The organism is Winogradskyella sp. ABM4_392, assembly GCF_056160445.1.
In genome coordinates, this window is the sequence record NZ_JBSWXE010000001.1 from 1,337,416 (window position 1) to 1,362,737 (window position 25,322).

General features: G+C 35.4%; 16 protein-coding genes and 5 tRNA genes. 19 read left to right on the forward strand and 2 right to left on the reverse strand.

The window, feature by feature from the left end:
• The first annotated feature begins 14 nt into the window (after positions 1–14).
• The 18 genes from ACXAFS_RS06005 (at position 15) to ACXAFS_RS06090 (ending at position 16,262) form a co-directional block, all read left to right on the forward strand.
• Entirely contained in the window at positions 15–1,181 is a 1,167-nt protein-coding gene (locus tag ACXAFS_RS06005; protein ID WP_475305893.1) for an acyl-CoA dehydrogenase family protein, read from the forward strand.
• Positions 1,182–1,287: 106 nt separating this feature from the next.
• The gene (locus ACXAFS_RS06010) at positions 1,288–2,178 is read left to right on the forward strand and encodes a tyrosine-type recombinase/integrase (protein ID WP_475305894.1); all 891 of its coding nucleotides are present in this window, start codon (positions 1,288–1,290) and stop codon (positions 2,176–2,178) included.
• 77 nt (positions 2,179–2,255) lie between these two features.
• Positions 2,256–2,564 carry a ribosome hibernation-promoting factor, HPF/YfiA family gene (gene hpf / locus ACXAFS_RS06015; RefSeq protein WP_475305895.1) on the forward strand — a complete coding sequence of 103 codons (309 nt, stop codon included), beginning with the start codon at positions 2,256–2,258 and terminating at the stop codon, positions 2,562–2,564.
• Between the two features lie 110 nt (positions 2,565–2,674).
• Positions 2,675–2,748: transfer RNA gene (locus ACXAFS_RS06020), tRNA-Thr, on the forward strand.
• Positions 2,749–2,800: 52 nt separating this feature from the next.
• A tRNA-Tyr gene (locus ACXAFS_RS06025) sits at positions 2,801–2,883 on the forward strand.
• 73 nt (positions 2,884–2,956) lie between these two features.
• Positions 2,957–3,029: transfer RNA gene (locus tag ACXAFS_RS06030), tRNA-Gly, on the forward strand.
• 53 nt (positions 3,030–3,082) lie between these two features.
• Positions 3,083–3,154, forward strand: a tRNA-Thr gene (locus tag ACXAFS_RS06035).
• Between the two features lie 68 nt (positions 3,155–3,222).
• Entirely contained in the window at positions 3,223–4,410 is a 1,188-nt protein-coding gene (tuf, locus tag ACXAFS_RS06040; RefSeq protein WP_076617142.1) for an elongation factor Tu, read from the forward strand.
• Positions 4,411–4,474: 64 nt separating this feature from the next.
• Positions 4,475–4,547, forward strand: a tRNA-Trp gene (locus ACXAFS_RS06045).
• A 44-nt stretch (positions 4,548–4,591) separates the two neighbouring features.
• On the forward strand, positions 4,592–4,786 hold the full coding sequence (secE, locus tag ACXAFS_RS06050; protein ID WP_475305896.1) for a preprotein translocase subunit SecE: 195 nt from the start codon (positions 4,592–4,594) through the stop codon (positions 4,784–4,786).
• A gap of 18 nt (positions 4,787–4,804) precedes the next feature.
• Entirely contained in the window at positions 4,805–5,350 is a 546-nt protein-coding gene (gene nusG, locus ACXAFS_RS06055) for a transcription termination/antitermination protein NusG (protein WP_076617136.1), read from the forward strand.
• Between the two features lie 68 nt (positions 5,351–5,418).
• Entirely contained in the window at positions 5,419–5,859 is a 441-nt protein-coding gene (gene rplK, locus ACXAFS_RS06060) for a 50S ribosomal protein L11 (protein WP_243472581.1), read from the forward strand.
• 10 nt (positions 5,860–5,869) lie between these two features.
• Complete coding sequence (gene rplA, locus ACXAFS_RS06065; RefSeq protein WP_459443171.1) at positions 5,870–6,559, forward strand: 50S ribosomal protein L1; 690 nt, start codon at positions 5,870–5,872, stop codon at positions 6,557–6,559.
• 19 nt (positions 6,560–6,578) lie between these two features.
• Positions 6,579–7,100 (forward strand): 50S ribosomal protein L10, encoded by a 522-nt coding sequence (gene rplJ / locus ACXAFS_RS06070; protein ID WP_475305897.1) that lies wholly within the window; start codon positions 6,579–6,581, stop codon positions 7,098–7,100.
• Between the two features lie 57 nt (positions 7,101–7,157).
• Positions 7,158–7,538 carry a 50S ribosomal protein L7/L12 gene (gene rplL / locus ACXAFS_RS06075; RefSeq protein ID WP_475305898.1) on the forward strand — a complete coding sequence of 127 codons (381 nt, stop codon included), beginning with the start codon at positions 7,158–7,160 and terminating at the stop codon, positions 7,536–7,538.
• Between the two features lie 123 nt (positions 7,539–7,661).
• Complete coding sequence (gene rpoB / locus ACXAFS_RS06080; protein ID WP_475305899.1) at positions 7,662–11,474, forward strand: DNA-directed RNA polymerase subunit beta; 3,813 nt, start codon at positions 7,662–7,664, stop codon at positions 11,472–11,474.
• Between the two features lie 73 nt (positions 11,475–11,547).
• Entirely contained in the window at positions 11,548–15,849 is a 4,302-nt protein-coding gene (rpoC, locus tag ACXAFS_RS06085; protein WP_475305900.1) for a DNA-directed RNA polymerase subunit beta', read from the forward strand.
• 95 nt (positions 15,850–15,944) lie between these two features.
• On the forward strand, positions 15,945–16,262 hold the full coding sequence (locus ACXAFS_RS06090; RefSeq protein ID WP_076617118.1) for a DUF3467 domain-containing protein: 318 nt from the start codon (positions 15,945–15,947) through the stop codon (positions 16,260–16,262).
• A 326-nt stretch (positions 16,263–16,588) separates the two neighbouring features.
• Here the strand turns inward: ACXAFS_RS06090 and ACXAFS_RS06095 are convergent, their stop codons facing one another.
• Together ACXAFS_RS06095 and ACXAFS_RS06100 are read right to left on the reverse strand one after the other, a co-directional pair.
• Positions 16,589–16,819: a (4Fe-4S)-binding protein gene (locus tag ACXAFS_RS06095; protein WP_475305901.1), complete on the reverse strand. Its 231-nt coding sequence runs from the start codon at positions 16,817–16,819 to the stop codon at positions 16,589–16,591.
• Positions 16,820–16,957: 138 nt separating this feature from the next.
• Complete coding sequence (locus ACXAFS_RS06100) at positions 16,958–18,547, reverse strand: peptide chain release factor 3 (RefSeq protein WP_475305902.1); 1,590 nt, start codon at positions 18,545–18,547, stop codon at positions 16,958–16,960.
• 470 nt (positions 18,548–19,017) lie between these two features.
• Here ACXAFS_RS06100 and ACXAFS_RS06105 point away from each other — a divergent pair.
• The coding region (locus ACXAFS_RS06105) for a DUF7507 domain-containing protein (protein ID WP_475305903.1) at positions 19,018–25,322 on the forward strand (6,305 nt) is incomplete at its 3' end.

Consider the following 25,322-nt stretch of genomic DNA (forward strand, 5'->3'; position numbering starts at 1 on the left):
GAAAAACATAATTTATGTCAAATATATACTTCACTGAAGAGCACAATTTATTTAGAGAAAGCCTAAGAGATTTTTTACAAAAAGAAGTTGTTCCTCACATTGAAAAATGGGAAGAAACAGGTACTATTGAACGCTTTATTTGGAAGAAATTTGGTGATATGGGCTATTTTGGTTTAGCCTATCCTGAAGAATATGGTGGATTAGATCTAGACTTATTTTATACCGTAATTCTTTTAGAAGAATTACAGCGAATCAATTCTGGTGGATTTGCTGCAGCGATTTGGGCTCATGCATACTTGGCAATGACACACCTTAATAAAGAAGGTGATGATAATATAAAATCAAAATACCTAGCTGATAGTATTACTGGAGATATGATTGGCTGTCTTTGCGTTACAGAGCCATTTGGAGGTAGTGACGTTGCAGGTATGAGAACTACCGCTATTAAGGAAGGTGACCATTATGTTTTAAATGGATCTAAAACATTTATTACTAATGGTGTTTACAGTGACTATATGGTAGTTGCAGCAAAGACTAATCCAGAACTTGGTAATAAAGGTATTAGTATGTTTGTTGTAGATAGCAAATCAAAAGGTGTTTCGGCTACTAAGCTTAATAAGCTAGGTTGGAGAGCATCTGATACAGGTGAAATTGCCTTTGATAATGTAAAAGTACCAGCAACTCAATTAATGGGAGAAGAAGGAAAAGGATTTGCATATATAATGCAACACTTTGCATTAGAGAGACTTGTAATGGGAATAAACGCTCATGCCAGAGCAGAATATACTTTAGAATATACCTTACAATATATGACTGAAAGAACAACTTTCGGGAAATCATTAGATAAATACCAAGCTTTACGTCATAGATATGTAGATATGCATGCAGATATGCAATTATGTAAAAACTACAATTACATGGTGGCAGATCGTTTAGATAAAGGAGAATATGTTGTAGAAGAAGCAACAATCTCTAAATTAAAATCCACTAAAATGGCAGATGAGGTGGCTTATAACTGTCTACAATTTTTAGGTGGCTATGGTTATATGGAAGAGTATCCGTTAGCGAGAATTTTTAGAGATAGTCGTTTGGGACCTATTGGTGGTGGTACCTCTGAGATTTTAAAAGAAATCCTTTCCAAGATTATCATAGATAAAAAGTCATATAAACCAGCAACTTAAAATTTAATATTATAATCATTCAAAATCCTGCTTTTAGCAGGATTTTTTGTTTAGAGGTAGTTGGTTTCAATCTAAAAAGTTATTTTTAATTCTATAAAAATTAAAGATGAGTTTAAAAGCATTTTCAGAATATTTGTCTCTAGAGAAAAACTACTCTAAGCATACTGTTTTAGCTTACATGAGAGACTTGGAAATGTTTCAAGAGTTTTTAAATGAAAACCACGACTCAGAACCAATTGAAAATGTTGATTATTCAGAAATAAGGCAATGGATTGTTGAGTTGGTAAATAGTGGTTTATCCAATAGAACTATTAATAGAAAAGTATCCTCACTTAATTCATACTATAAGTTTTTACAGAAAACCCAACAAACAGAAACTAACCCTTTAAGAAAACATAAAGCTTTAAAAGTGGGTAAGAAGGTACAATTGCCTTTTTCTGAACAAGAGCTAAAACAGGTTTTAGAAAATTCTATCGAAGTAGTAGATTTTGAAAGTGCAAGAAATCAACTAATCATAGAGCTATTTTATGCTACTGGTATTAGAAGAATAGAGCTTGTTAACATGAAGCTAACTGATATAGATATGAGTAAAAAGCAGATAAAGGTTCTTGGGAAAAGAAATAAAGAACGTTATGTGCCATTACTAAGTTCCTTAGTAAAGTCTTTTGACACATATTTAAAATATAGAATTAGTTTACCTGAGGTAACAGATAAAGAATATTTGTTTTTAACAAAAAAGGGAGTTAAGATTTACGAAATGCTTGTTTATAGAATAATAAATAAGTACTTTAGTATAGCTTCATCAAAAGCTAAATGTAGTCCACATGTATTAAGGCACTCATTTGCAACACATTTATTAAATGAAGGAGCAGATTTAAATGCAGTAAAAGAACTTCTTGGACATACTAGTTTAGCAGCAACACAAGTATATACCCATAATAGTATATCAGAGTTAAAAAAAGTGTACTCTAAATCACATCCAAGAAATAAACGTTAAGAACTCAACTTAACACCAAATTAAGTAATGAAAATCGAATGTTCTTCATTACAAATGTTTAACTTAAAAAGTAATGTATGAAAGTAAACACCCAATCCGTTAATTTCACAGCAGACAGAAAGTTGATTGATTTCATTCAGAAGAGAATGGATAAACTAGATTTATTTTATGACAAAATAATTCAGTCCGATGTTTATTTGAAAGTTGAAAATACTAGCGATAAAGAAAACAAAGTTTTTGAAGCTAAAGTGCGTGTTCCTGGTGATAGTTTTGTAGTTAAAAAACAATGTAAAACCTTTGAGGAAGGTGCGGATATTGCAATAGCATCATTAGAGAGGCAAATCAAAAAACGAAAACAAAAATTAAGAGCTAGAACAAAAGCATAAAATTTTTGAGAAAATGTTTTGAATAAAAAAATAAAATACTACATTTGCAGTCCGTTAGAAATAGCGGGCTTTTTTATGGCAAGAAATTGTTGAGAAAAAGTACTCAAAAAGCCGATATAGCTCAGCTGGCTAGAGCAGCTGATTTGTAATCAGCAGGTCGTGGGTTCGAGTCCCTCTATCGGCTCTAAAAACACTAAAATGTAAGTGTTTTTAAATTGAAATTTTGAAATAAATAAGGGGAGATTCCAGAGCGGCCAAATGGGACGGACTGTAACTCCGTTGTCTTTCGACTTCGCAGGTTCGAATCCTGCTCTCCCCACTTTTTTCAATCAAACAATTTTTGATTGTTTTGAAATATTGAAACCATTAATTAAGGAAACTTAATTATAAAAGCGGGAGTAGCTCAGTTGGTAGAGCGTCAGCCTTCCAAGCTGAATGTCGCCGGTTCGAACCCGGTCTCCCGCTCAAAAAAGTCTGCGAAGGCAGATGTCTCTTAATTGAGATAATAAACACTTTACGCCGGTGTAGCTCAGGGGTAGAGCGTTTCCTTGGTAAGGAAGAGGTCACGAGTTCAAATCTCGTCATTGGCTCTTTTTTCTAAGAGAAACTTAGAATAGCAATTGAACACTAATATTAAATAAGATTAAATAAATTAAACATGGCAAAGGCAACTTTCGATCGTTCAAAACCACACTTAAATATAGGTACTATTGGACACGTAGATCACGGTAAAACAACTTTAACTGCTGCTATTACTAAAGTATTAGCTGATGCAGGTTTATCTGAAGCAAGAGCATTCGATCAAATCGATAATGCACCAGAAGAAAAAGAAAGAGGTATCACGATTAATACTTCTCACGTAGAATATCAAACAGCAAATCGTCACTATGCTCACGTTGACTGTCCAGGTCACGCGGATTACGTAAAGAACATGGTTACTGGTGCTGCTCAAATGGATGGTGCTATTTTAGTTGTTGCTGCAACAGATGGTCCAATGCCACAAACTCGTGAGCATATCTTACTTGGTCGTCAGGTAGGTATTCCTCGTATCGTTGTATTCATGAACAAAGTGGATATGGTTGATGATGAAGAGTTGTTAGAATTAGTTGAGATGGAAATCAGAGATTTATTATCTTTCTATGAATATGATGGTGATAATGGTCCTGTAATCGCTGGTTCTGCATTAGGTGCATTAAACGGTGAGCAAAAGTGGGTTGATACTGTAATGGAATTAATGGAAGCTTGTGATAGCTGGATCGAAGAGCCAGTACGTGATATGGATAAGCCTTTCTTAATGCCAATCGAAGATGTATTCTCAATTACTGGTCGTGGTACTGTAGCAACGGGTCGTATTGAAACTGGTGTAGCTAATACTGGTGACCCTGTTGAGATTATCGGTATGGGTGCTGAGAAATTAACATCTACTATTACTGGTATCGAAATGTTCCGTCAAATCTTAGATAGAGGTGAAGCTGGTGATAACGCAGGTATCTTATTAAGAGGTATTGAGAAAACTCAAATCTCTAGAGGTATGGTAATCGTTAAGCCTGGTTCTGTAACTCCACACCAAAAATTCAAAGCTGAGGTTTATATCCTTAAGAAAGAAGAAGGTGGACGTCACACTCCATTCCACAATAACTACCGTCCTCAGTTCTACGTACGTACAACTGACGTAACTGGAAATATTTCTCTTCCAGATGGTGTTGAGATGGTAATGCCTGGTGATAACTTAACTATTACTGTTGAGTTAATCCAACCAATTGCAATGAACGTAGGTTTACGTTTCGCTATCCGTGAAGGTGGTAGAACAGTTGGTGCTGGTCAGGTAACTGAAATTTTAGACTAAACAAAATAGTTAAAATAAATTAATTAAGGTGTCCTGATATTTCAGGATGCCTTGATTATTGTTTACGGGTTTAGCTCAGTTGGTAGAGCACTGGTCTCCAAAACCAGGTGTCGGGAGTTCGAGTCTCTCAACCCGTGCAAAATTAGATAACAGGTTGAAATAACCTTTAAATAATAAACAAATGGCAGGATTAATAACATATATAAAGGAATCATTCGAAGAGTTAAAAAACAATGTGTCTTGGACGCCTTGGCCAGAAGCTCAAAGATTGACTGTGATTGTAGCAGTTTTTTCAATTATTTTTTCTTTAGCTATTTGGGGTGTGGATACTGTTTTTAGTAAAGCGGTAAGAGTATATTTCGATTTATTAAACTAACAAAATACAACAAGGGAGATGTCAGATAAAAAGTGGTATGTTGTTAGAGCTGTAAGTGGTCAGGAAAACAAAATAAAGACCTACATAGAAAACGAAATTGCAAGATTAGGTTTAGAAGACTATGTAGACCAAGTTTTAGTTCCTACTGAAAAAGTTATTCAGATCCGTAACGGTAAGAAAATAAACAAGGAGAAAGTATATTTCCCTGGATATATAATGATACAGGCTAACCTAAGTGGAGAGATTCCTCATATTATTAAATCAATTACTAATGTTATTGGTTTTTTAGGAGAAACAAAAGGTGGTGATCCTGTACCGTTAAGACAGTCTGAGGTTAACAGAATGTTAGGTAAAGTTGATGAATTAGCGATTGAGGCGGATGCTAATATTGCAATTCCATTTACAAAAGGTGAGACTGTAAAAGTTATCGATGGACCATTCAATGGTTTTGATGGTACTATCGAAAAAATATTTGAAGAAAAGCGTAAACTTGAAGTAATGGTAAAGATTTTCGGAAGAAAAACGCCATTAGAGTTAAGCTATATGCAAGTTGAAAAGTTATAATAATTGTTACAATAAAGATAGCGTTAGTCTAAGCTTCCAACATAGACAGACGCACTAAATTTTAAAAAATGGCAAAAGAACTAGACAAAGTAGTTAAGTTACAAGTTCGGGGAGGTGCTGCGAATCCATCGCCACCGGTTGGACCCGCTTTAGGTGCCGCTGGAGTTAATATCATGGAGTTCTGTAAGCAGTTTAATGCTAGAACTCAAGATAAACAAGGTAAGGTATTACCAGTAGTAATATCAGTTTACAAAGACAAATCTTTTGAATTTGTAATTAAAACACCACCAGCTGCAGTACAATTATTAGAAGCGGCCAAAGTAAAGAAAGGATCTGGAGAACCTAACCGACGTAAAGTAGCAAAAGTAACTTGGGATCAAGTTAAAGCAATTGCAGAAGATAAAATGCAAGATTTAAATGCATTTGAAATCGGATCAGCTATGAAAATGGTAGCTGGTACTGCAAGATCGATGGGTATCACTGTTAAAGGAGGTGAAGCTCCAAACTAAATTTTTACAAATGGCAAGATTAACAAGAAAGCAAAAAGAAGCAAGAGCTAAAGTTGATAAAAATAAACTTTACTCTTTAGAAGAAGCTTCAGCTTTACTAAAAGAAATCACATACACTAAGTTTGATGCTTCAGTAGATTTAGCAGTAAGATTAGGTGTAGATCCACGTAAAGCCAATCAAATGGTTCGTGGTGTAGTTTCTTTACCACACGGTACAGGTAAAGATATGAAGGTTCTTGCATTAGTTACTCCAGATAAAGAAGCAGAAGCTAAAGAAGCTGGTGCTGATTATGTTGGATTAGATGAATACTTACAAAAAATTAAAGACGGTTGGACAGATGTTGACGTTATCGTTACTATGCCAAGCGTTATGGGTAAGTTAGGACCATTAGGTAGAGTATTAGGGCCAAGAGGTCTTATGCCAAACCCTAAGACAGGAACAGTAACTATGGATATAGGAAAAGCAGTTAGCGAAGTAAAAGCTGGTAAAATTGACTTTAAAGTAGATAAAACAGGTATTGTACACGCTCCAATAGGAAAAGCGTCTTTTAGCGCTGATAAACTAGTTGGTAACGCAAACGAATTGTTAACTACGTTAATGAAATTAAAACCAACTGCAGCTAAGGGTACTTACATGAAAAGTATTTACATGTCTAGTACTATGAGTCCAAGTATTGCAATTGACACAAAAATAGGATAGTAGTTAAACTTAGAATATTATGACAAGAGAAGAAAAATCGGTAGTAATTGAAGAGTTGACTGCTCAGTTGGCAGATAATACAAATATCTATTTAACAGATATCTCTGGATTAGATGCAGCAACAACTTCAAATTTAAGAAGAGCTTGTTTCAAATCTAACATTAAGTTAGCTGTTGTAAAGAATACACTTTTAGAGAAAGCTATGGAAGCATCGGATAAAGATTTCGGTGATTTACCATCTACTTTAAAAGGTAATACTTCTGTAATGTATTCTGAAACAGGAAATGCTCCTGCAAAGGTTATAAAAGAATTTCGCAAGAAATCTGAGAAGCCTTTGTTAAAAGGTGCTTTCATTGAAGAAGCAATTTACATTGGCGATGATTTATTAGACACACTAGTTGATATTAAGTCTAAGGAAGAATTACTTGGCGAGATTATTACATTGTTACAATCTCCTGCTAAGAATGTTATTTCGGCACTTAAATCTGGTGGTGGTACAATCGCTGGTTTAGTTAAAACATTATCTGAAAGAGAAGGATAATTAACAAGAACACACTTAGAAATTAAAATAAAAAACACACATTAAAACAATAGAAAAATGGCAGATTTAAAAGATTTCGCAGAACAATTAGTTAACTTAACAGTAAAAGAAGTTAACGAATTAGCTACTATATTAAAAGACGAGTACGGTATTGAGCCTGCTGCTGCTGCAGTTGCAGTTGCTGCTGGTGCTGGTGCTGCAGGTGGTGGAGACGCTGCTGAAGAAAAATCAGAATTTGATGTAGTATTAAAATCAGCAGGTGCTTCAAAATTAGCAGTTGTAAAATTAGTTAAAGAATTAACTGGTTTAGGATTAAAAGATGCTAAAGGTTTAGTTGACGATGCACCAAGTACAATTAAAGAAGGTGTTTCTAAAGACGAAGCAGAAGGCTTAAAATCTTCTTTAGAAGAAGCTGGAGCTGAGGTTGAGCTTAAGTAAGCTCAGCTTAACCTACAACATATGGTTTAGGTCTGGAGAGTCCCTCTAAGACCTAAACCCTTTTGTGTATATAAACGTTATATACATATTTTAGTTTTTATTTAATAAAAATCTCGTTCATCAATGTTAGCAAAAAAGGCTGAAAGAATTAATTTCTCTTCTATTGTAAATAGAACAGATTACCCAGACTTTTTGGATATTCAAATTAAGTCCTTCCAGGATTTTTTCCAATTAGAAACAAAGTCAGAAGCAAGAGAAAATGAAGGGTTGTATAATACCTTCATGGAAAACTTCCCTATTACAGATACTCGTAATCAGTTTGTATTAGAATTTTTAGATTACTTTATCGATCCTCCACGCTATACTATAGAAGAATGTATAGAAAGAGGATTAACATACAGTGTTCCGTTAAAAGCTAGATTAAAGTTATACTGTACTGATCCTGAACACGAAGATTTCGAAACAATCGTTCAAGATGTTTATTTAGGTACAATTCCTTACATGACGCCTAGTGGTACTTTTTGTATTAATGGTGCAGAGCGTGTAGTTGTATCTCAGTTACACCGTTCACCAGGTGTATTCTTTAGCCAGTCATTCCATGCTAATGGTACTAAGTTATATTCTGCAAGAGTAATTCCTTTTAAAGGATCTTGGATTGAATTTGCTACAGATATCAACAGTGTAATGTACGCTTACATTGATAGAAAGAAAAAATTACCAGTTACTACGCTTTTCCGTGCTATCGGTTTTGAGCGTGATAAAGATATTTTAGAAATCTTTGATCTTGCAGAAGAAGTAAAAGTTTCTAAATCTGGTTTAAAGAAAGTAATCGGTCGTAAACTCGCTGCACGTGTACTTAATACGTGGCACGAAGATTTCGTAGACGAGGATACAGGTGAAGTTGTATCTATTGAGCGTAACGAAATTGTATTAGATCGTGACACAATCGTAGACAAAGATAATATTGAAGAAATCCTTGAAGCAGGTGTAAAAACAATTCTTTTACACAAAGAAAGTGCGCAACAAGGGGATTACGCAATTATTCACAATACATTACAAAAAGATCCAACAAACTCTGAAAAAGAAGCTGTTGAACATATCTACCGTCAATTACGTAACGCAGAGCCGCCAGATGAGGAAACTGCACGTGGTATAATTGATAAATTATTCTTCTCAGACCAACGTTACTCTTTAGGTGAAGTAGGTCGTTACAGAATGAACAAGAAACTAGGTTTAGATATCGGAATGGATAAGCAAGTACTTACCAAAGAAGATATCATAACCATCATAAAATATTTAATTGAGTTAATAAACTCTAAAGCAGAGATTGATGATATCGATCACTTGTCTAACCGTCGTGTACGTACAGTAGGTGAGCAGTTATCTTCTCAGTTTGGTGTTGGTTTAGCTCGTATGGCACGTACAATTCGCGAGCGTATGAACGTTCGTGATAATGAGGTGTTTACTCCAATAGATTTGATTAATGCTAAGACATTATCTTCAGTAATTAATTCTTTCTTTGGTACAAACCAGTTATCTCAGTTTATGGATCAAACCAATCCATTAGCGGAGATTACTCACAAGCGTCGTTTATCAGCATTAGGACCAGGTGGTCTTTCAAGAGAAAGAGCAGGTTTCGAGGTACGTGACGTTCACTATACACATTACGGACGTTTATGTCCTATTGAAACACCTGAAGGTCCAAACATTGGTTTAATATCTTCATTAGGTGTATATGCTAAGGTAAATTCAATGGGATTCATTGAAACTCCTTATAGAAAAGTAGAAAATGGTGTAGTTGATATTAAAAATGCACCAACATATTTAAGTGCTGAGGAAGAGGAAGAAATGATGATTGCTCAAGCAACTGTTGAAGTTGATGATAAAGGTAAAATTCAGCATGATAAAGTAATTGCACGTCAAGAAGGTGATTTCCCTGTGATTGAGCCAACAAGTGTAAATTACACAGATGTTGCGCCAAACCAAATTGCTTCTATTTCTGCATCTTTAATTCCATTCTTAGAGCATGATGATGCAAACCGTGCCTTAATGGGATCTAACATGATGCGTCAGGCAGTTCCATTATTAAGACCTGAAGCACCAATTGTTGGTACTGGATTAGAGCGTCAAGTAGCATCAGACTCTAGAGTATTAATTAATGCTGAAGGAGAAGGTGTTGTTGAGTATGTTGATGCGGAGAAAATTGTCATTAAGTACGAACGTACTGAAGAAGAAGCAATGGTTAGCTTTGACAGTGATGTTAAAGAATATCCATTAGTAAAATTCAGAAAAACAAACCAAGGTACCTCTATTAACTTAAAACCAATCGTTAGAAAAGGGGATAAAGTTTCTAAAGGTCAGGTTTTATGTGAAGGTTATGCAACTCAAAACGGAGAATTAGCACTTGGTAGAAATATGAAAGTAGCCTTTATGCCTTGGAAAGGGTATAACTTTGAGGATGCGATTGTAATTTCTGAAAAAGTTGTTCGTGATGATATCTTTACATCTATTCATATCGATGAGTACTCTCTAGAAGTTAGAGACACAAAATTAGGTAACGAAGAGTTAACTAATGATATACCAAACGTTTCAGAAGAGGCTACTAAAGACTTAGATGAAAATGGTATGATTCGTGTTGGTGCTGAGATTAAACCTGGTGATATCTTAATTGGTAAGATTACTCCAAAAGGTGAATCAGATCCAACTCCAGAAGAAAAGTTACTTCGTGCGATATTCGGTGACAAGGCAGGTGATGTAAAAGATGCATCTTTAAAAGCATCTCCATCATTAAATGGTGTTGTTATCGATAAAAAATTATTCGCAAGAGCTGTAAAGGATAAGCGTAAGAGAGCTCAAGATAAAGAAGATATCGAGAAGCTAGAAGATGCTTACGATAAGCGTTTTGATGATTTAAAAGCAATTTTAGTTGAAAAGCTATTTGCAATTGTTAATGGTAAAACTGCACAAGGAATCTATAATGATTTAGGTGAAGAAATTATACCAAAAGGTAAAAAGTATACCTTAAAAATGTTAAATGCTGTAGATGATTACACGCACTTAACATCTGGTAAATGGACAACTGATGATCATACAAACGAATTAGTTGCAGATTTAATCCACAACTATAAGATTAAAGAAAATGATCTTCAAGGATCATTAAGACGTGAGAAGTTTACAATCTCTGTAGGTGACGAATTACCAGCAGGTATCATTAAGCTTGCTAAAGTTTACATCGCTAAGAAACGTAAACTAAAAGTAGGTGATAAGATGGCAGGTCGTCACGGTAACAAAGGTATTGTTGCGCGTATTGTTCGTCAAGAAGATATGCCATTCTTAGAAGACGGAACGCCTGTAGATATAGTATTAAACCCACTTGGTGTACCTTCTCGTATGAACATTGGTCAGATTTATGAAACTGTATTAGGTTGGGCAGGTCAGAAGTTAAACAGAACTTATGCAACTCCAATTTTTGATGGTGCAACATTAGATCAGATTAATGGCTTTACAGATGAAGCTGGTGTGCCAAGATTTGGTCATACCTATTTATATGATGGTGGTACAGGAGATCGTTTTGACCAACCTGCAACAGTAGGTGTAATCTACATGATTAAGTTAGGTCACATGATTGACGATAAGATGCATGCACGTTCTATAGGTCCTTACTCATTAATTACACAGCAACCATTAGGTGGTAAAGCACAGTTTGGTGGTCAGCGTTTTGGTGAGATGGAGGTATGGGCACTTGAAGCTTATGGTGCATCAAGTACTTTACGTGAGATCTTAACTGTAAAATCAGATGACGTAATTGGTAGAGCAAAAACTTACGAAGCAATCGTTAAGGGTGAGCCAATGCCAGAACCAGGACTACCTGAATCATTCAATGTATTGATGCATGAATTAAAAGGTTTAGGATTAGATATTAGATTAGAAGAATAAAAAAAGTAGTAGACAGTCATCAGTGCATATTAATTTGTGCGCTGAAGGCTGAAGACTGAATACTATAAAAAACATGGCAAGAAAACAAGATAAGAATACAGTACAGAAATTTAACAAAATTTCTATTGGTTTAGCGTCTCCAGAATCTGTTTTAGCAGCTTCTCGAGGTGAAGTATTAAAGCCAGAAACTATCAATTATCGAACTCACAAACCTGAGCGTGATGGTTTGTTCTGTGAGCGTATTTTTGGTCCTGTAAAGGATTATGAGTGTGCTTGTGGTAAATATAAAAGAATACGTTACAAGGGTATTGTTTGTGACCGTTGTGGTGTAGAAGTAACTGAAAAGAAAGTACGTAGAGATAGAGTGGGACATATTAATTTAGTTGTTCCTGTAGCTCATATCTGGTATTTCCGTTCTTTACCAAACAAAATAGGTTACCTTCTTGGATTACCATCTAAGAAATTAGATATGATCATTTATTACGAGCGTTATGTGGTTATTCAACCAGGTAATGCAATGAATGCTGAAGGTGAGCCAGTACAGAAAATGGATTTCTTAACAGAAGAAGAATACCTTAATATTTTAGAATCTCTTCCTCAAGAAAACCAATACTTAGAAGATACTGACCCAAATAAGTTTATCGCTAAAATGGGTGCTGAGTGTCTTATCGATTTATTAGCTAGAATTGACTTAGATCAGTTGTCTTACGAATTAAGACACAAAGCTAATAACGAAACATCTAAGCAACGTAAAACAGAAGCTTTAAAGCGTCTTCAAGTTGTTGAAGCTTTTAGAGAGTCTAACGAAAATAGAGAGAACAGACCAGAATGGATGATCATGAAGGCTGTTCCTGTAATTCCACCAGAATTAAGACCATTAGTGCCATTAGATGGTGGACGTTTTGCAACTTCAGATTTAAATGATCTTTACCGTCGTGTAATTATCCGTAACAACCGTCTTAAGAGATTAGTTGAGATAAAAGCACCAGAAGTAATTTTACGTAATGAGAAGCGTATGTTACAAGAATCTGTAGATTCATTATTTGATAACACGCGTAAATCATCTGCAGTAAAAACAGATTCTAACAGACCATTAAAATCGTTATCAGATTCATTAAAAGGTAAGCAAGGACGTTTCCGTCAAAACTTACTTGGTAAGCGTGTTGATTACTCTGCACGTTCTGTAATTGTTGTAGGACCAGAATTAAAATTATTCGAGTGTGGATTGCCAAAAAATATGGCAGCAGAGCTTTACAAGCCTTTCATCATTAGAAAACTTATTGAAAGAGGTATTGTAAAAACTGTAAAATCTGCAAAGAAAATTATAGATAGAAAAGAGCCTGTTGTTTGGGATATCTTAGAGAATGTTCTTAAAGGACATCCAGTATTACTAAACCGTGCTCCTACGCTTCACAGACTTGGTATACAAGCATTCCAGCCAAAACTTATCGAAGGTAAAGCAATTCAGTTACACCCATTAGTGTGTACGGCATTTAACGCGGATTTCGATGGTGACCAGATGGCAGTGCATTTACCATTAGGACCAGAAGCGATATTGGAAGCACAGTTATTAATGTTAGCTTCTCACAATATACTAAACCCTGCAAATGGATCTCCTGTAACAGTACCTTCTCAAGATATGGTACTTGGTCTTTACTACATGACTAAGTTACGTAAGACTGATAAAGATTTTACTGTTAAAGGTGAAGGTTTAACATTCTACTCTCCAGAAGAAGTAACAATTGCTTACAATGAGAAGAAGGTTGATCTTAATGCAGGAATTAAAGTAAGAACGAAAGACTTTAACGAAGAAGGCGAATTAACTACTCAAATCATAGAGACTACAGTTGGTCGTGTGCTTTTCAATGAAAAAGTACCAGAAGCTGCAGGTTATGTTAATGAGGTTTTAACCAAAAAGTCTTTAAGAGATATCATTGGTAAAATCTTAAAAGTGACTTCAGTACCAGAAACTGCTGAGTTCCTTGACGAGATTAAAACATTAGGTTATAAGTTTGCATTCCAAGGTGGATTATCATTTAGTTTAGGTGATATTATTATACCAGAAGAAAAACATGCAATGATAGATGCTGCCAATAAGCAAGTTGATGGCATTATGGGTAACTATAACATGGGACTTATAACAAACAACGAACGTTATAACCAAGTTATTGATATCTGGACCTCTACCAATGCAGAGTTAACAGAATTATCTATGAAGCGTATTCGTGAGGATCAACAAGGGTTTAACTCTGTATTTATGATGTTAGATTCTGGTGCTCGTGGATCTAAAGAACAGATTCGTCAGTTAACAGGTATGCGTGGATTAATGGCTAAACCTAAGAAATCTAATGCAGGTGGTGGAGAGATTATTGAAAATCCAATTCTTTCTAACTTTAAAGAAGGCCTTTCAATTTTAGAGTACTTTATCTCAACTCACGGTGCTCGTAAAGGTCTTGCGGATACGGCTCTTAAAACTGCCGATGCAGGTTACTTAACACGTCGTTTAGTAGATGTTTCACAAGATGTGATTGTATACGAAGAAGATTGTGGTACGTTAAGAGGTATCGAAGTTTCTGCACTTAAGAAGAATGAAGAAGTTGTAGAGAAGTTAGAAGCTAGAATAGTTGGTAGAACATCGTTAAATGATGTTTACGATCCTCATACTGAAGAGCTAATTGTAGAAGCAGGTGGTCATATTGATGATGCAATTGCAAAACAAATAGGTGATTCCGCTATCGAATCTATAGAAGTACGTTCGCCATTAACATGTGAGGCCAAAAAAGGAATATGTGTGAAGTGTTACGGACGTAACCTTGCTACTGGTAAAATGGTACAACGAGGTGAAGCTGTTGGTGTAGTTGCTGCTCAATCTATTGGTGAGCCAGGTACACAGCTTACATTACGTACGTTCCACGTAGGTGGTATTGCAGGTAACATTTCTGAAGAGAATAAGTTGATAGTTAAGTTTGACGGTATTGCAGAAATCGATGACCTTAAAACTGTAAAAACTAAAGATAACGAAGGAAACGAAGTAGATGTTGTTATCTCTAGAACTTCAGAATTAAAGTTAACAGATGCTAAAACAGGTATTGTTTTAAGTACAAATAACATTCCTTATGGTTCGCACATCTTTGTTAAGCCAGGTGCTAAAGTGAAGAAAGGTGATGTAATCTGTCAGTGGGATCCATATAACGGTGTAATTATTTCGGAATTTGCTGGTAAAGTGAAGTACGAAAACATCGAACAAGGTGTAACCTACCAAGTAGAAATTGATGAACAAACAGGTTTCCAAGAGAAAGTAATTTCAGAGTCTAGAAATAAGAAGTTGATACCAACATTATTGATTGAAGATTCTAAAGGCGAAACAATCCGTTCTTACAACTTACCAGTAGGTGCGCACATTATGATTGATGATGGAGACAAAATTGAGGTTGGTAAAATCTTAGTTAAGATTCCTCGTAAGTCTGCTAAGGCTGGTGATATTACTGGTGGTCTTCCTCGTGTAACTGAGTTATTCGAGGCACGTAATCCTTCTAATCCTGCTGTTGTAAGTGAGATTGATGGTGTTGTATCATTTGGTAAGATAAAGCGTGGTAACCGCGAGATTATAATTGAGTCTAAATTAGGTGAGGTTAAGAAGTACTTAGTGAAATTATCTAATCAAATTCTTGTACAAGAAAACGATTATGTAAAAGCAGGTATGCCTTTATCTGATGGATCTATTACACCAAATGATATCTTAAATATCAAAGGCCCTTCTGCAGTACAGCAATACTTAGTAAATGAGGTACAAGAAGTATATCGTTTACAAGGTGTAAAGATTAATGATAAGCACTTTGAAGTTGTTGTAAGACAGATGATGCGTAAGGTAAGAATTATGGATTCTGGTGACACAATTTTCTTAGAAAATCAATTAGTACATAAATCAGATTTCATTGAAGAAAACGATAAGATTTTCGGAATGAAGGTTGTAGAAGATGCTGGTGATTCTGAGAATTTAAAATCAGGTCAAATTGTTACTGTACGTCAGCTAAGAGATGAAAATTCAATCTTACGTAGAGAAGATAAAAACCTTGTTACTGCTAGAGATGCACAGCCAGCTACAGCAACACCAATATTACAAGGTATTACTAGAGCTTCATTACAAACTAAATCGTTTATCTCTGCAGCATCGTTCCAGGAAACTACTAAGGTTCTTAACGAAGCAGCAGTAAATGGTAAGGTAGATACTCTTGAAGGACTGAAAGAAAATGTTATTGTAGGACACAGAATACCAGCTGGTACAGGTGTTAGAGAATATGATAATATTATTGTAGGTTCTAAAGAAGAATTTGATCAAATGATGAAAGCTAAAGAAGAAATGAACTTTAACTAGAAGTTTGTCATTCCTGCGAAGGTAGGAATCTAAATAAACAAAAAGCCTTCATTCTCTTATAGTTTGAAGGCTTTTTTAATTTTAAAATTAATATTATGTCAGAAGAAAAAAAGAATCCAAAAAAAGGACAGATAAATATAGAGTTAGACGAAAAGGTAGCAGAAGGTACTTATTCTAACTTAGCAATCATTAACCATTCAGTTTCAGAGTTTGTTGTAGACTTTGTAAGCATAATGCCAGGTACACCTAAGAGTAAGGTTAAGTCTAGAATAATTTTAACACCACAACATGCTAAACGTTTACTAAAAGCATTAGGTGATAATGTAGCTCGATTTGAAAAAGCCCATGGTGAAATTAAAGATTACGAGCAACCACCAATTCCTTTGAACTTCGGACCAACAGGTCAGGCATAAATTTAGAATTTGTGGTTGTGAGAAATGTTACCATACAGTAACCACCAATTCCATTGAATTTTGGACCAACAGGACAAGCATGATTTAATTATAGTAGAATTCTATAGAAATATCTTATTGCATTTAAAAAAGTAATAAATATTGAAGTGTTTCTAGTGGAACAGAAGAAGTTAAAATTTTCGTTAATGCAATCTGTTATAAAAATAGTGAAGTGTTCTTAAATTTGCTTAAATTTAATTCTTCTGTTTTTAAAGCTAAAATTAAAGACAATAAAAAATCCTTGTAGTGAAATACTACAAGGATTTTTTATTACTTAAAAGTAAAGTTTAAGCCACATCTTTTTGGTTTAGATGATATTTTAATGCACCTGATGGACATTTCTTAATCTGATTAACAATCACATCAGTTTGTGCGCCATCTAAATCAATCCATGGAATCACAGAATTCCTAAATACTTCTGAAAGTTGTTTAGCGCAAATACCAGCATTTACACAACAACGTGGTTCGTAGGTTACAGTAATATCTTTATTACTATAAACGTTCGCGTTTACATCCATAATAAGTAGATTAGTTTGGGGTTAATCTTATTATCAAATTAGATATTGAAAATCAAGAATAAATAATATGTCGTTAAAAAGCAAATATTATCGATAAAACACATGTGTTTTTCAATTTATTCGATGAATGACTTAGCTTTATTCAAACTCAGACGTCATATGAAATGTTATACTTGGATATTTTTGTTGCGTCATTTGTAAGGTAAACATTGAGTCGGCTAAAAAGACCAATTGATTTTGCTTATCTCTAGCTAAATAACGTTGTTTCACTCTTAAAAAGTCTTTAAACTCATCACTCTTTTCATTATCTGTCTGAACCCAACATGCCTTATGTACATTAAGATTTTCGTAAGTACACTTTGCACCATATTCGTGCTCTAATCTGTATTGAATAACTTCATATTGCAAAGCACCAACAGTTCCGATTACCTTACGACCGTTATAATCCAAGGTAAACAACTGTGCCACACCTTCGTCCATTAACTGATCAATACCCTTGTAAAGCTGCTTAGCTTTCATTGGGTCTGCATTATTGATATATCTAAAGTGTTCAGGGGAAAAACTTGGAATTCCTTTATAATTAAGAGTTTCTCCCTCCGTTAAAGTATCACCAATTTTAAAGTTTCCAGAGTCTTGTAAGCCAACAATATCACCAGGATAAGAGATATCTACAATTTCTTTCTTTTCAGCAAAAAAGGCATTAGGACTAGAGAATTTAAGTTTCTTACCATGTCTTACATGTAAATAAGGAGTGTTTCGTTTAAACTCTCCAGAAACAATCTTCACAAATGCCAATCTGTTTCTGTGGTTAGGATCCATATTGGCATGAATCTTAAAAACAAAACCAGAAAATTGTTTTTCATCGGGTTGTACTAAGCGCTCTTCACTTTGTTTAGCTCTGGGCTTAGGCGCTATTTCAATAAAACAATCAAGCAATTCGCGCACACCAAAATTATTTAAAGCAGAACCAAAAAACACAGGTTGTAAATTACCATTTAAATAGGCTTCTTTATCAAAATCAGGGTAGATACCCTCTACCAATTCTATCTCATCTCTTAGAGTTTGTGCTGCTTTTTCACCAACAAGCTTATCTAATTCCTCAGAATTTAAATCAGAAATTTCAACAGTATCGTTAATATGTTGCTTACTATCTCCTTCAAAAAGATTAACGTTCTTTTCCCAAATGTTATAAATCCCTTTAAAGTCATAACCCATACCAATTGGGAAGCTTAAAGGTGTAACTTTTAGACCAAGTTTTTGTTCAACTTCATCCAAAAGGTCAAAAGCGTCCTTACCCTCACGGTCTAGTTTATTAATAAAAACAATCATTGGAATGTTACGCATTCTACAAACTTCAACCAATTTTTCGGTTTGTTCCTCAACACCTTTGGCTACATCAATAACTACTATAACGCTATCTACGGCAGTTAAGGTTCTAAATGTATCCTCGGCAAAATCCTTGTGGCCAGGCGTATCTAGAATATTAATTTTAATACCGTCGTATTCAAAAGCCAAGACAGATGTAGCAACAGAAATACCACGTTGACGCTCTATCTCCATAAAGTCGCTCGTAGCACCTTTCTTTATTTTATTACTTTTTACGGCACCTGCTTCTTGGATAGCACCACCAAAAAGTAATAGTTTTTCCGTTAAAGTAGTTTTACCAGCATCTGGATGCGATATAATTCCAAATGTTCGTCTTCTTTTTATTTCTTCCTTAAAACTCATACTATTATTAAAGTTGCAAAAATAGTAATTACTTAATATTTTGAAACGAAAAATTTGCCGTTCATCGAATGGAACTTTCCACTCAACATATAATTTTGGTCGTTCAACTAAAAGAGAAATAGAAGTATAACAATTTGGTAATTTTGTAATTATATTTCGAAATGAAAATCAATAGTTCTTTTTGTAATTTTTACATCAAGAAAAATTTGGGATTAATTTTCTTGCTAAATAAGACTCGAAGTTGATTAATAGCAAATCTCTTCACTAATCTATTTAGTTTTTTTAATGTGTGATAACTAGGTGCTTTTTTGTGTCTTAATAGGATTTATATAAATAATTAAGGCTTTTTTATTGAAAAACCTTACAAATAAATTTGTTTTTTTGCACTTTGTCGGATATATTTGCATTTTATCGATAGACAAAGCATCGATTTAAATAGAATTTGAATTATACATCAACTATATAATACTATGAAAATCTCTACTCGATTCTCAATCCGAAATTATATGTACGCTATAGCTTTAGCAGTTTCATTAGTTTCATTTTCAAACCTTAAGGCACAATCATTTTCACTTAATACCCCAACCAACTTAAATGTTATTGGTACTTCATCTGGAGGTTTCACCACAGGTGACTTTGATAATAATGGACTTTTAGACTTTGCTGTTGGTCAATTAAGTGGTGGTGTCGAAACTCTTCTAATAAGATTACAAGGACCAGCTGGAGTATTTAATAACTCGGCACAATTTACGCTTAGCGGTTTTGATGTAAGGCAGGTTTCTGCTGGTGATATGGATAACGATGGGGATTTAGATTTATTGGTTACAACTGGCGGTGCTACTAATTTTTATATTTTCTCTAATGATGGCACAGGTACATTTTCACTATGGCAACAAGGTGGTGCAGCCGTAGGAGGGAGGCCTGCACTAACAGGTTTTAATTCAACTGAGTTTGCAACATGGATTGATGTAGATGGTGATGGTTATTTAGATATTGTTGTAGATAATAATTCAAATATTCTGTTATTTGAAAATGATGGAACGGGAGTGTTTTCTTTGGTTCCAGCAGCAACTTCAGGGTTTACCGGTTCTGGAGGCTTTGGTGATTATGGTGCAGCAGTAGATTTTAATAATGATGGATTTGTAGATGTTGCAATTAGAAGAGATGGAACTGCAAGCAATCCAGCACAGGCAGACATATATGCAGGAAACGGAGACGGTAGTTTTACTCCTTTTTATGGATTGAACTTTGATGCCTCTAACGGAAATAAAGGTGGTGTGGTATGGGCAGACTTTGATAATGATGGTGATTTTGATGCCCTTTGGACTGATTTTTCAACTAATAACGCTACAACAGTCTTAATAGAACAAACGGGATCAGGCTCTGGTAATTTTGCTATTGCTACTGTCTCTGTTGTAAATAACGGTGGAGGATTGTCTGCTTTACCCAATGCTGGAGGTATAGACGGTGTTACTCAAGGTGATGTAAACCACGATGGTCTGGTAGATCTATTTCTAACCAATAATAGTGGTACATCATATTTGCTGTTAAATACGTCAACAGGCGCAGGGAACTTTAGTTTTTCTTCGGATAATTTAGGAATCAACGTGAATGGAAATGGAGAGGCGGCAGAATTTATAGACATTGATAATGATGGTGATTTAGATTTATACGTTGCTGTATCTGGTGGTCAAAATCAATTATGGGAAAATAATTTTGCTAATACAGATTATCTTGATGTAGAAGTATTTTTTGATAATACAACTACAGGAGGTTCTGGAGTGAGACCAGCCTTAGGTGCTACAATATATTTAACAGATTGTGCTGGCAATATACTTAGTGGGATAAGAGAATTTAATGGAGCTTCGGGTCATGGGTCTCAAAATAGTTCTAAAGTAAAGTTTGGTTTACCTTTAGGAGCAGGTGAATACTACAGGGTTGTCGTTTCCTTTGTCGATGATTTAGGTGGTGCGCCAAGAACTATTGTATACCGAAATGTGGTGCCTAACACGTTGCCAAATCAAACTTTGGTTTTGTCTAATACAACAGTGTCTGATCCTGCAGATTTTGTTACAATTTCTAACTCTGTGGTATCAAATCCTACAACAATTGGTGGAACAGACGGTAGTATTACTTTAGAGGGTTTATTACCAAATAATACATATACCGTAGATTATTTAGATGATGGTGTAGCAGTTAACACAACAATAACTTCTGATTCAACAGGTGATGTAGTAATATCTGGCTTAGATGCTGGTAATTATACTCAGATTGTAGCCTCTTTTTCTCCAATTTGTCAATCTACACCTCCAATAACAGAGGTTTTAGTTGATCCTGATCCTTGTGATGCATTGGCATCAGGTAACTTAGATACAGATGGTGATGGTATTAGCGATGCATGTGATGAGGATGATGATAATGATGGAATTCTAGATGTTTTCGAACAAAATTGTACACCTATAACGCAGGGTAACTCAACTGTTACAACAGGTGATTTTGCTTCAGAAATTTTCTGGCTAAACTGGACAGGAACAGATTTAGCTGATGGTATTGATAATGGTGATACAGCTGTACTTACATTGCCAGATGGCGGAACTATTACTGCAGTAATTAGTAATGTCGAAGACTTAAACATCACAGAATCTGCTACATATGGTGCAGATAACGGAAATGGTCCGTCAGATTACTTTTTAAGTGATTTCAATACCTTTGGTGGTGCTAGGTTGCAAACAGATTACAATTTACCAGGTGCTTCAATATTTGCCAACTTTGGTGGTCCTGGTGATAATAACGACATAAGATTTGATATTGCTTTTACAGCAGTTTCGGTAGATGGATTTACGTATAGTCCAGACATTATCTTTGCTGATACCGAAGAGACAAACAATATAGCTTTTCCTGATGAAGAGTTTCAACGTATCCTGACAGATGGGGAAAATTGGGAGCTCATAGAAAGTGTTTTTGGTACAGGTTATAATATATCAGGTGTTAACACAAATGTAGTTGAGTATTTTAATACAGGAGCAGGTGTTCCAATCTTAAGAAGTAACAATACATCAAATTTAACGGTAACAATTAATGTAGCTGGACAAGTAGGTCAAGGAGGACAAGGTTTTGCCTTTGGTGTTTACTTAGAATGTGTGCCAATTGATAATGATAATGATGGAATTCCAGACCAATTAGATTTAGATTCAGATAACGATGGTATTTATGATGTAGATGAAGCAGGTAATGGAGCTTTAGACACAAATGGAGACGGTGTTATAGATAGCAATGATGCAGGCTTTAATGATGGAGATGGTAATGGTGCAGATGATACAGCAGCAGCTACAACACCTATAGATACAGGTGCTGATGGAAGTTATGATTTCCAAAACACAGATAGTGATGGTGATGGATGTCCAGATGCTAATGAAGCATATGGTACTAATACAGCAGCAGGATCAGATGATAGTCAATTTGGTGAGCCAGATCCAGCATCCGTAGACGGAGACGGTCTTGTTACAGAGACAGGAGTAGATTATTCTTTAGGAACGAATTCTGCGGTTACAGATGCAGGTGACACTTCGGCATGTGTAGCTTGTAATATTTCAGATATTACGTCTTCAAACATTGATCCTTGTGACGATAATAGTACACCTGGTGATATAGCAGACGATACTTTTACCGCAGATATAACAGTAACCTTTGTTGGAGCACCTTCTACAGGAACTCTAGATCTTTCAGGTGATGGTACGGCATCGGTTTCAGTAGTTGGTTTAACCTCACCACATACATTTGTTGATGTAGTTCTTCCAGCAGATGGTGGAGCAATAGATTTAACGGCAACATTTTCTGATGAGGTAACATGTACGTTAAATAACACAAATGTATTTACTGCCCCTTATGAATGTAGTGATGATGCCTGTCTTGATGTAATTCCTCCAGGAAATCCAACAACGGCATTATTAGCAGGAGATGTAACATTTGATGTTAACACAGGTGCAAATCAATTTGATCCTGCTATTTTAAATTTCATAACAGTTACAGGTCAGCCTAACCCTTTTACAGGTATTGCCAGACCGGAATCTACAAATTATTCATTTGCTAACGAAGCAGCAGCGAATCAGTTTATTATAGCGCAAAATGTAACAACACACGATATATCTCAAGGGCCAGCAATATTTGATCCTGCATTAATAGAGGCCAATTCAAATGCAAACTTGAGAAATTACCTTGCTTTAGACAATGGTATAGAGCCTACAGATTATGTAGAATTTGTTTACAATTCAGACATAACATCTGCATCAAACAGATATGTAGTTGTTACTGAGCGAAGCGGTAATAACGAAGTAAGTATTCAAGCTTTGGATAATAGTTTGAATTTAACAGGAAACGTAGTTACAGTTACCTTAGCGGATTACATAGATACAGGAGTGCCAATACTTTCAGGTGTTAATGTATTTGCAGCAATTTATCCATTAACAGCATTGGTGCCGTCTGGTACAGATATAAGAGGTGTTCGAATCACACAAAGTGGATCAACAGGAACAGATGGAGGTGATGGCAAGATGTTCATACTTTATGATCCAAATTTCTTCATTCCACCTCCAACAATTGAAGCCACCACAGATATAGTTCAGCCAACTTGTCCAACAAATTTAGGATCTATAACCATTGATGCAACAGATAATGGTGGTGGAACTATTGAGTATAGTATTAATGGTGTAGCTGGGCCATGGCAAACATCCAATGTTTTTAATAATCTAACACCAGGTATATATACGCCAGCAGTAAGATATCAATCTGATAATCAATGTGTAGCTGTAGCTAATTCTGTGACGTTAGAAGATTCTGATTTTGATATTACAGCGCTTACTGCATCAGATATCACAGCATGTAATGATAATGGTACACCATCTGACATAACAGACGATACTTTTACTGCAGATATTACAGTAACCTATGATAATGCTCCTCCTAGTGGTACTTTAGATATTACTGGTGATATTACACTGAGCATAGCTGTAGGTAGTTTAGATAGTGCAACAAGTCATGTTTTTGATGATGTTGTTTTACCAGCAAATGGTAATGACTTGTCTTTTACAGCTACTTTTTCAGACGCACCTTCATGTACATTAACAGATTCTGCTTTAATTTCAGCACCTTATGAGTGTAGTGATGATGCTTGTCTTGATGTGGTTCCAACAGGAAATCCAACAGCAGCACTATTAGCAGGAGATGTAACATTTGATGTTAACACAGGAGCAAACCAATTTGATCCTGCTATTTTAAATTTCATAACAGTTACAGGTCAGCCTAACCCTTTTACAGGTATTGCAAGACCGGAATCTACAAATTATTCATTTGCTAACGAAGCAGCAGCGAATCAGTTTATTATAGCGCAAAATGTAACAACACACGATATATCTCAAGGGCCAGCAATATTTGATCCTGCATTAATAGAGGCCAATTCAAATGCAAACTTGAGAAATTATCTTGCTTTAGACAATGGTATAGAGCCTACAGATTATGTAGAATTTGTTTACAATTCAGACATAACATCTGCATCAAACAGATATGTAGTTGTTACTGAGCGAAGCGGTAATAACGAAGTAAGTATTCAAGCTTTAGATAATAGTTTGAATTTAACAGGAAACGTAGTTACAGTTACCTTAGCGGATTACATAGATACAGGAGTGCCAATACTTTCAGGTGTTAATGTATTTGCAGCTATTTATCCATTAACAGCATTGGTACCATCTGGTTCAGATATAAGAGGTATTCGAATCACGCAGAGTGGTGCAACAGGAACAGATGGTGGAGATGGTAAGATGTTCATACTTTATGATCCGAGTTTCTTTATTCCGCCTCCAACAATTGAAGCTTCAACAAGTAGTGTGCAACCAACATGTTTATCTAATTTAGGTACTATAACTGTAGATGCAACAGATAATGGTGGTGGTACTATAGAGTATAGTTTATCAAGTCTAAGTGGGTCTAATGATCAAACATGGCAAACATCCAATGTATTTAATAATTTACCACCAGATTCTTATACTATAGAGGTAAGATACCAAGCTACAACTACATGTAGTGCTACATCCTCAATGCCAATTGTTTTAGATTCTGCCGATTGTAGTATTAGTTTAATTAAGAGTGTTTCTAGTGTCACTTCTTCAGGAGCACCAGGTTTATTAGATGATGTTATAAATTATGAATTTACTGTAACTAACACTGGTGATGAAACTTTATCTAACATAGTTGTAACTGATCCTATAGTCGGAACAGTTACTTGTGTAGATTCTAGTTTAGCACCAGGTTTAAGTACAACTTGTACTGCTTCATATACTATATTACAATCAGACGTTGATGCTGGAGGAGTTGAAAATTCTGCTTCTGTTACTGCAGAAGTTCCAGGAGGAGATATAGGAAATACTTTAGACGATATTACAGACACATCTGATACTGGTACAACAGCTGATGGTTCCGCTGTTACAGATCCTGAAACTGTTGAAACAGATGATATAGACTCCATTAATGGTGATAATAACGATGCTGACACTACTAATGATGTTACGCCTTTTACAATTCCTGAAGCTCCAAGTATCGAAGCGGTTAAGACCGTAGCGATCACGAATGATGTAGCACCAGTAGGAGCAAGTTTAGGAGATACAGTAGAATATACGATTACAGTGACTAACACCGGAAATGTGACCTTAGATGGAGTAGCGATAGCCGATACGTTCGAGGATGCGAATGGTAACCCACTGACCTTATTGAGCGGCCCAACGTT